Consider the following 8431-nt stretch of genomic DNA (forward strand, 5'->3'; position numbering starts at 1 on the left):
TAATCCAAGCTTGCTCTAATCTTCTGATTATCTGCTTGCTGACTTTCGTGGGTAAAGCTAAATAATCTGAGGTTTTAGATACCAGATGATAGAGTTGATTAAAACTCAGTTTTTGGGAGTTTTCAAAGAAATATTGGCGATCGTGGTAATTAGCTAGATTAAACAAATTTTTTGACAAAAAGGCATAATGGTCGATTTCTGACCATAAGGGATGGTTTTGACTGATAATATGACGTTCAACTAGCTTCATGTCTTGATTATACCTGATAACGTTCTTAAAATCTATCGGTGGCAAAAGTTACTTATTTTAGTTATCTAGCTACAGAAATGAGTAACTTGAAAAAGTTTTAGGTAGGTTTTTGGTTTCTGTGGTTAAGCCTAATTTTTTCCGATTAAATCCCCAAAAACTAGGCTTTAAGCTGCCCGTACACCCAATTAAGGCTGCATGGCAGCCTTTTTAGTGATCAGTGAACAGTAACCAGTAATCAGTGGGGGAGTGGGACAGTGGGGAAGTGGGGAAGTGGGGAGAAGGGAGCAGGGAGAAAAAAGCTGATAACTGATAACCGATAACTGAAGACCGACTCCTGCAAAGGCAAACTTTGTACCTCACCATTAAGATAACTTCTATATCTTTAGACTGATAAATGCTCGATTCGCTTAATATTTTTTAACATAAAATATGCTCTTTGATTGCTGTAATTGGTTCCCTAGAAGTCAAGCTAATGAGTTATGATACTAGGTAGGAATCCATAGTTCTTAGAGGAGGAAAGCGGGGCAATCTCAATGTTTTGCCCACCGACAAGACCATGATTTTGATGTTTTAAAAATCTCGCATAAGTCTTTAAGAACGTTTAAAATCAGCATTCACACAGGAGGGATATTATGACAGGTAAGAGTAAACGCGGTTTTGCCTCTATGGATCAAGCTAAACAACGGGAAATCGCTAGTAAAGGTGGTAAAGCTGCTCATCAAAAAGGTACAGCCCACGAATTTACCTCCGAAGAAGCTCGCGAAGCGGGACGAAAAGGTGGTGAAGCGGTTAGCCGAGATCGCGCCCACATGGCAGCTATCGGACGGGAAGGGGGCAAAAATTCTCACAAAGGCAGTCACAAAAACTCGAACTCCGAAGAAAATTCCCCAGCCAACGAGTCTATAGGTGAAAACTCCTCAGATTTTAGCAACTCGGAGGCAAATAGTTGACTTTGGTTGACTTTTTCTCGGGCTGAGAGGGTGTTGGGTGTTAGGTGTTGGGATTTTAGGGTTTTAGGGTTTTAGGGTTTTAGGGTTTTAGTTGAATTCTCCCATTCCCCCATTTCCCCATTTCCCCATTTCCCCAATAAATACTTAGGGTTTGCTGAAAAAGTTTCTCGTGGGGACAGGGTGTGGGGTGTAGGGTTTTACCGATTTTCAGGTGGTCAACTACCTAATTTTCAGGGAAAAGGTACCTGAATTTTCCCCTCGATCACTCCCATATCCGGTACTTTTTGATTGACAAAAAGTCTAAAAGTCTTACCCAACAAGGTTTTTAGATTTATTCAGCAAACCCTACTTAAGGTTCGATACTGACAATCCAAGTGCCAACGTAGAGACGGACGGGAATATTGCCGGAGGCAATCACATCACAGGTAAAGTAATAAGTGCCTAATTCAGGATTTCTGACATTAGACATGACGATTTCAACTTTGCTGGTCGGATCGATCGGTTGTTCGGGGACAATTTGAATAATGCGACTATCCTTATCCCAAACCACTTCTTTTAAAGGTAAAGATTTGTTGTTGATGCGTACCTCGATTTTATTGGTGTCAAACTGGCCGTTAAAATAATCGGGATAGGAAATAAAAAAAGCCGCGGCCCCTTGGGAGAGTTTTTTCGGGGGAATATAGAGTTTATAACGATCCATTTGCTTGGGACGACCACCGAATTGCAAGAAATAATCTAAGATATCCTTGCGATCGACTCCGCTAAAAATGGTTAGGCCGGGGTTGCCATTGGCTAAAGTTATTTTTGGTAAAATAATCCCCGCACCCACAGCTAAAGATAGAGCAATTAAAGCGGGTGCTTTAGCATATTTAATTACTTTTGTCAAGACTTTTAACATAAATTTTAACCCAAAGTGAGGGGGATGGTGACAGCCACAAGGAGACTAATACAGTTCAACTGTAACAAAACCCGCTCGTTTCTTACCTAGACCTTTGCCAGTCTGATAAGTGTCTTGATTAACGCTTCATCGCTCGCGCCATATCCCGTTGATCTTGACGACGTTTCAAATCTTCGCGTTTATCGTGTAATTTCTTGCCTCTACCGAGGCCAATGCTGATTTTTACCCAACTACCTTTAAAATACATCTTCAAAGGCACAAGAGTTAAGCCTTTCTGTTCCACTTGACCGATGAGTTTGCTGATTTCCTTTTTGTGCATCAACAATTTTCTCGTCCGGCGCGGATCGTGATTAAAATATTCGCTACTCTGTTCGTAGGGGGAAATATGAACATTAATTAACACCGCTTCACCATTGCGGACTAAAACGTAACCATCCCGCAGGTTTACCTTACCAGCACGCACAGATTTAACCTCGGTCCCGAGCAACTGCACCCCCGCTTCAAAAGTCTCTAAAATCTCGTAGAGATGGCGCGCTTGCCGGTTATCACTGATAATTTTGATTTTGTCGTCTTGATTAGCCATATAGTCAAGTGAAAAGTGAAAAAGCTGTTGGGTGTTGGGGTGTTAGGGTTTTAGGGTGTTGGGGTTTTAGGGTTTTAGGGTGTTAGGGTGTTGGGGTTTTATTTGAAATTCTCCATTCCCCCCCGCAACGCGCACGAAGTGGTCTCCCCATTCCCCCATTCCCCCATTTCCCCATCTTACTCGCTCTTTTGCTCTCTCTGGACTGACTGCTTGCCGCTCTTTGGTGATCACTGGCCTTGTCAGGGGGAACGAGAAGGGAGAAAATGAGAGCAGTGTTAAATTTTTATGAAGTTTGGTTCTGTGGACAAAATTCGTACTGTTTCCGATAGTAAGCGTGATTTTTATACTCGCCACACCCGCCCCATCAATTCGGTGTATCGGCGCGTGGTTGAGGAATTATTAGTCGAGATGCACCTGCTCTCCGTTAATGTAGATTTCCATTATGATCCAATTTATGCCCTTGGTGTGGTTACTTCTTTCGAGAAGTTCATGGAAGGCTATCGTCCGGGGGAGGATAAACCGAATATTTTTAATGCTTTGTGCCAAGCGGTTAACGGTAATCCCGAAGTCTATCGTCGTGATGCCGAAAATATGATCGCTATTGCCAAAGAAAGTAATATTGATTCCTTGCTTTCCCAACTGCCAAACCCTGCTATGGGTGGTAACAATCAGTTGTCTGATAGTTTAGTTTCGGTTATCAACGCGCCTAAGTTTAAGTATAGTCGCCTGTTTGCCATCGGTCTCTATACAATTTTGGCGGAAGCACAACCAGAGATGATCAAGGAAAAAGAAAAACGCGAACAAATTTTGCAAAAGTTCTCAGAAATTCTCCATCTCTCCAGCGAGAAACTGCAAAAAGACCTCGATGTTTATCGCGGTAATCTTGATAAAATGGATCAGCTGCTCAAGGTTATCGAAGATGCCTTAGAAGCAGAAAAGAAAAAACGTCAACAAAAAGAACAGGAAAAACAAACCACCCCGCAATAAAGGCTCTCAACCGGAAATTACCGCGTGCAGACAAGGGAATAGGGAACAGAAAAAGGATTAAATCGCCTCTCTTTCTTTACTGTTCCTTCTGACCTCGTTCTACAATTAAGATCGGCAACCCTTAATATTTATCTCCCGTGACTAACTCCTCCATCACCGCACCCGTAACCGATATTTTGGCCAAAGCGCGGTCAGGGGCGAATTTATCGGCGAAAGAAGCGATTATCTTGCTAGAAACTACCGATAACCGTTTAATTGTCCAGATTCGTGAAACTGCCGACTTTTTGCGTCGTCAACAGGCAGGAGATACCGTCACCTACGTGATCAATCGCAACATTAATTTTAGTAACATTTGTGAGCAGCATTGCAGTTTTTGTGCATTCAGACGCGATGAAAATGAAGAGGGAGCATTCTGGCTTAATTTAGAGGAAATTATCGCTAAAGCGGCGGATGCTGTCCGTCGTGGGGCGACAGAAATTTGTATGCAGGGAGGATTAAACCCAAAAGCCAAGATTAAGGGTAATTCCTTAGACTATTACCTCGAAATTGTTAAAAACCTGAAAAAAACCTTTCCCGACCTGCATTTACACGCTTTTTCGCCCCAAGAAGTCCAATTTATTGCTAGGGAAGACGGTTTAAGTTACGAAAAAGTCATCGCTTCCCTGCAAGAAACAGGAGTGAATTCTCTCCCGGGGACGGCTGCCGAGGTGTTAGTCGATGAGATAAGACGGGTAATTTGTCCAGAAAAAATCGATGCCGCCACTTGGTTAGAAATAGTCGGTATTGCCCATCGCTTGGGGTTACATACCACCAGTACCATGCTCTGCGGTCATATTGAAACCCCTAGCCAACAGGTGCAGCACCTTGAAAAAATTAGAAAACAGCAAGAAATCGCCCTAGAAAATAATTATCGGGCTAAAATCACCGAATTTATTTTATTGCCTTTTGTGGGACAATCAGCCCCCAAACCCCTGAGAAATCGAGTCGGACGAGATCAACCAATCTTAGCCGATACATTAAAATTAACGGCAGTGGCGCGGATTTATTTGGGCAATAGCATTAAAAATCATCAACCCAGTTGGGTAAAATTGGGCTTACAGGGGGCGACAGAAGCTTTAGACTGGGGTTGCAACGATCTCGGTGGCACTCTCATGGAAGAACATATTACCACTATGGCCGGGGCCCTGGGCGGTACTTGTTTGACCGTCGAGGAATTAGAAACGGCGATTAAATCCCTCGATCGCCCCGCCCGTCAACGGGGTACAATCTATTAACTAGGGTTTGCGGCAAAAAGTTTTTTTAGTTGATATAATCAAGCCCAACAATTTCCCCCTTACCGGCAATTACTTCACCGATTTGGTAGGCATTAATCCCAGAGGATTGTAGTTGATTAATAGTCGATCGAGCCAGATCTGATGGGACAATGATCACAAAACCGATACCCATATTAAAAGTATTAAACATGGCTTCGGAATTAACCGATCCCATCTGGGCTAACCAGTGAAAAATCGGCAAAACTGCCCAACTTTCGGGGTAAATCTGCACGGAATGCCCTTTACCTAAGCAGCGGGGCAAATTTTCTGGGATGCCACCCCCGGTGATGTGGGCCATGGCGTGAATATCTAACCCAGAGCGCAGAAGTTCTAGCACAGGTTTGACATAAAGTCTAGTGGGAGTTAACAAAACTTCACCTAAGCTAAAGCCAGCCAAAATTTCGGGGCAATCTTGCCAATTTAAGCCCTGGGTGTCGATAATCTTGCGAACAAGACTAAAACCGTTACTGTGAACCCCACTACTGGCTAAACCGATAGCCACATCGCCGATTTGCACCTTACTGCCGTCGAGTAATTGACTTTTTTCGACAATACCGACGCAAAAACCCGCTAAATCGTACTCTCCTGCCCCATAAAACCCCGGCATCTCCGCCGTTTCCCCTCCCAAAAGAGTACAACCACTATCACGACAGGCACTAGCGATTCCCGATACCACCGCCGCTAACTGTGACGCTTCCAGTTTACCAGTGGCGAGATAATCTAAGAAAAATAAAGGTTCAGCCCCGGAGGTTAAGACATCGTTGACGCACATAGCCACGAGGTCAATTCCCACCGTATCATGGCGATTGAGACTATGGGCAATTTTCAACTTGGTTCCTACGCCATCAGTTCCCGATACTAACACCGGTTGCCGATAACCGGAAGGTAACTGAAAATAGCCGCCAAAACCGCCTAAACCGCCGATAACTTCGGGACGGAAGGTACTTTCCACATTTTGGCGAATTTTCTCGACGAAAGCGCGTCCCGCTTCCACATCCACGCCCGCTTCTTTATAATCCATGCCCAATTGACCGATTGTATCTCTCAAATTTTACCCGGATTTCGAGCGCACTCGCTCCCTTTTCCAGCTAAACCTAACCACAATTTTTGATTGTTACAAGGGGTCTAATCTTCTTGGGGATATTTTTCCCAAAGATCTGTGATTTGGCGAAGACTTTGGAAGTTGCCATTACCGAGGATCAAATGATCTAGGAGAGGAATGGCTAGATAGGTAGCCCCCTGTAATAATTGTTCTGTGAGTAAAATATCGTCTTGACTAGGCACAAGTGACCCGGTGGGGTGATTATGGGCGATAATTAACTTAGTAGCTGATTGTTTCACTACTTCTCGAAAGATTTCTCGCGGATGTACCAGTGTTTCCGTGGCTGTGCCGATAGTAATCACTTTTAGTGCGATTAACTGATTTTTGACATCGAGTAAAATAACGGCGAAACGTTCCTGAGACTGATACATTAGTTCGTGGCCAAGGATAGCGGCAGCGGTATCGGGACTATCGATGACCATTTTTTCCGTCGGTCGTCGTTGAAAAGCTCGTTTTCCCAATTCGATCGCCGCTAGAATAGTAGTGGCCTTAGCCGGTCCAATGCCATGAATAGCGGTTAATTCCTGGGGCTGAATATCCCTCAAAACATCCAAAGGATCCCGGCGATATTTACTCAATTCGTTGAGAATATGCTGTCCTAAACCCACCGCCGAGAGTTTCCCCTTACCTTGACCTGTAGCTAGTAAAATCGCTAATAATTCGGCGTTACTGAGGTTTTTCGCCCCGACGCTGATTAAACGTTCCCTTGGTCTTTCACTGACAGGAATATCGGCAATTCTTAAGCTGTAGGTCATGGAAGTGGCAAGCTACCGCGATAAAATTCCATCATAATCGCAATTTTAGCCAGTGCCTAGAGGGATTTTGCGGGCAAATCAAGGGGAAAAACTCTCCTTACTGATAGCGAATTCCCGCATCTTCGAGGCGCTGCAAAGCTTCCCCTAATCGCGGGATATCGGCGATTAAACTGACGCGCACATAACCTTCCCCTCCCTCTCCAAAAGCATTACCCGGAGTGACAACAACACCGGTTTTTTGCAGGACGCTGAGGGCGAAATCCGTGGAAGTCATGCCGACGCTACAGGGGACCCAGAGATACATTGTCGCCCTAGAGGGGGGAATATCCCAACCTAATTGCCCCAAACCTTTGATTAAAAAATCTCGTCGCTGCCGGTATCTTTCCTGTACTTGTTTGACGTATTCATCCGGCAGTTGTAGGGCGGTTTCGGCCGCTTTTTGGATGACGGAAAAGATGCCATAATCGAGATTAGTTTTCAGGGTGCGTAACCCTTGAATAATATCGGAATTGCCCACGACAAAACCGACGCGCCACCCGGCCATATTATAGGTTTTCGAGAGGGTATGAAATTCCACACTAATCTCTTTTGCCCCCGGAATTTCTAATAAACTGGTGGGCTGATAACCATCAAAACTTAATTCCGCATAACAGAGATCATGGACGAGCATAATCTCATAGTGCTGGGCCCAAGCAACGATTTTTTCAAAAAATTCCCGGGGGGCAACGGCGGCCGTGGGGTTACTGGGATAGTTAAAATAGAGGATTTTCGCCTGTTTAGCCACATCTTCGGGGATAGAATCGATATCTATCAGCCAATCCTGTTCTGCTTTTAAGATAATCGGGTATAGCGTCGCCCCAGCAATCAAGGGACCGCGAAAATGGGCGGGATAGGCGGGACTGGGAACCAAGACCACATCGCCGGGGTTAACATAAGCTAGGGCGAGGTGAGATAGGCCCTCTTTGGAACCTAGCAGGGGTAAAGCTTCGTTATCGGGATTGAGTTCCACTCCATAACTGCGATCATACCATTTAGCGATCGCTTCTCGGAAACTGGCGGTTCCTTCAAAGGGTGGATAACCGTGAAATTGGGGGGTTTCAAAAGCTTGAATGGCCGCTTCGATAACTGGACGCGGGGCAAAACCGTCGGGATTACCCATCCCTAAATCGATTAAATCTAGTCCTTCTTTGCGTGCTAAGGCTTTTAATTCATCCAAACGGGCGAAAACGTAGGGGGGTAAGGCACTTAATCGCTTGGCGCGGCTATTCGTCCAATTTACACTCATCGAAAATTTTGGGTCTGAAACCCCGTCGTTCTACGACGGCTTTACTGTTAAATACTAGCGCATTTACACGATATATGCTAGAATGTAAGACATGGAGAAAGCCTATTCTTACCGATTTTACCCCACACCCGAACAAGAGTCGCTATTGCGGCGCACTTTGGGCTGTGTAAGATTGGTTTACAACAAAGCTCTCCACGAACGAACACAAGCATGGTATGAAAGACAAGAAAGAGTAGGATATACTGAAACCTCTTCAATGCTAACCGATTGGAAAAAGCAAGAAGAATTAGACTTTCTCAATGAAGTAA

General features: G+C 44.6%; 9 protein-coding genes and 1 pseudogene. 4 read left to right on the forward strand and 6 right to left on the reverse strand.

Annotated elements, in window-relative coordinates:
• Window positions 1-250: pseudogene (locus tag IM479_RS20290) on the reverse strand (RNA-guided endonuclease TnpB family protein); the annotation flags it as partial.
• A gap of 632 nt (window positions 251-882) precedes the next feature.
• Between IM479_RS20290 and IM479_RS20295 the strand changes: the two are divergent.
• The gene (locus tag IM479_RS20295; protein WP_287686128.1) at window positions 883-1200 is read left to right on the forward strand and encodes a KGG domain-containing protein; all 318 of its coding nucleotides are present in this window, start codon (window positions 883-885) and stop codon (window positions 1198-1200) included.
• Window positions 1201-1549: 349 nt separating this feature from the next.
• Here IM479_RS20295 and IM479_RS20300 read toward each other — a convergent pair whose 3' ends face one another.
• Both IM479_RS20300 and smpB read right to left on the reverse strand, forming a co-directional pair.
• Window positions 1550-2098, reverse strand: a complete 549-nt coding sequence (locus IM479_RS20300; protein WP_286827002.1) for a DUF2808 domain-containing protein — start codon at window positions 2096-2098, stop codon at window positions 1550-1552.
• Between the two features lie 118 nt (window positions 2099-2216).
• Complete coding sequence (smpB, locus tag IM479_RS20305; protein ID WP_004162719.1) at window positions 2217-2681, reverse strand: SsrA-binding protein SmpB; 465 nt, start codon at window positions 2679-2681, stop codon at window positions 2217-2219.
• Between the two features lie 300 nt (window positions 2682-2981).
• On the opposite strand from smpB, the gene psb29 reads away from it, so the two are divergent.
• Together psb29 and cofH are read left to right on the forward strand one after the other, a co-directional pair.
• Window positions 2982-3668, forward strand: coding sequence for a photosystem II biogenesis protein Psp29 (psb29, locus tag IM479_RS20310; protein ID WP_287686131.1), 687 nt, complete (start codon window positions 2982-2984; stop codon window positions 3666-3668).
• 137 nt (window positions 3669-3805) lie between these two features.
• Window positions 3806-4942, forward strand: a complete 1137-nt coding sequence (gene cofH, locus IM479_RS20315) for a 7,8-didemethyl-8-hydroxy-5-deazariboflavin synthase subunit CofH (protein ID WP_287686129.1) — start codon at window positions 3806-3808, stop codon at window positions 4940-4942.
• A 25-nt stretch (window positions 4943-4967) separates the two neighbouring features.
• Here the strand turns inward: cofH and purM are convergent, their stop codons facing one another.
• The 3 genes from purM to IM479_RS20330 form a co-directional block, all read right to left on the reverse strand.
• Window positions 4968-6002 (reverse strand): phosphoribosylformylglycinamidine cyclo-ligase, encoded by a 1035-nt coding sequence (purM, locus tag IM479_RS20320; protein ID WP_287686132.1) that lies wholly within the window; start codon window positions 6000-6002, stop codon window positions 4968-4970.
• A gap of 104 nt (window positions 6003-6106) precedes the next feature.
• Window positions 6107-6838 (reverse strand): RadC family protein, encoded by a 732-nt coding sequence (gene radC / locus IM479_RS20325; RefSeq protein ID WP_002732646.1) that lies wholly within the window; start codon window positions 6836-6838, stop codon window positions 6107-6109.
• Between the two features lie 97 nt (window positions 6839-6935).
• Complete coding sequence (locus IM479_RS20330) at window positions 6936-8123, reverse strand: aspartate aminotransferase (RefSeq protein ID WP_287078849.1); 1188 nt, start codon at window positions 8121-8123, stop codon at window positions 6936-6938.
• 91 nt (window positions 8124-8214) lie between these two features.
• Between IM479_RS20330 and IM479_RS20335 the strand changes: the two genes are divergently transcribed.
• On the forward strand, window positions 8215-8431 hold a 217-nt coding region (locus IM479_RS20335), incomplete at its 3' end, for a helix-turn-helix domain-containing protein (RefSeq protein WP_287699555.1).

It is taken from the genome of Microcystis sp. M165S2 (assembly GCF_020245885.1).
In the GTDB taxonomy this organism is placed as follows: domain Bacteria; phylum Cyanobacteriota; class Cyanobacteriia; order Cyanobacteriales; family Microcystaceae; genus Microcystis.

What these genes read in the sequence shown, in the direction of transcription:
- IM479_RS20295 (WP_287686128.1), top strand. Translation starts at nt 883, where the DNA reads ATGACAGGTAAGAGTAAACGCGGTTTTGCCTCTATGGATCAAGCTAAA.
- IM479_RS20300 (WP_286827002.1), bottom strand. Translation starts at nt 2,098, where the DNA reads ATGTTAAAAGTCTTGACAAAAGTAATTAAATATGCTAAAGCACCCGCT.
- smpB (WP_004162719.1), bottom strand. Translation starts at nt 2,681, where the DNA reads ATGGCTAATCAAGACGACAAAATCAAAATTATCAGTGATAACCGGCAA.
- purM (WP_287686132.1), bottom strand. Translation starts at nt 6,002, where the DNA reads ATGGATTATAAAGAAGCGGGCGTGGATGTGGAAGCGGGACGCGCTTTC.
- radC (WP_002732646.1), bottom strand. Translation starts at nt 6,838, where the DNA reads ATGACCTACAGCTTAAGAATTGCCGATATTCCTGTCAGTGAAAGACCA.
- IM479_RS20330 (WP_287078849.1), bottom strand. Translation starts at nt 8,123, where the DNA reads ATGAGTGTAAATTGGACGAATAGCCGCGCCAAGCGATTAAGTGCCTTA.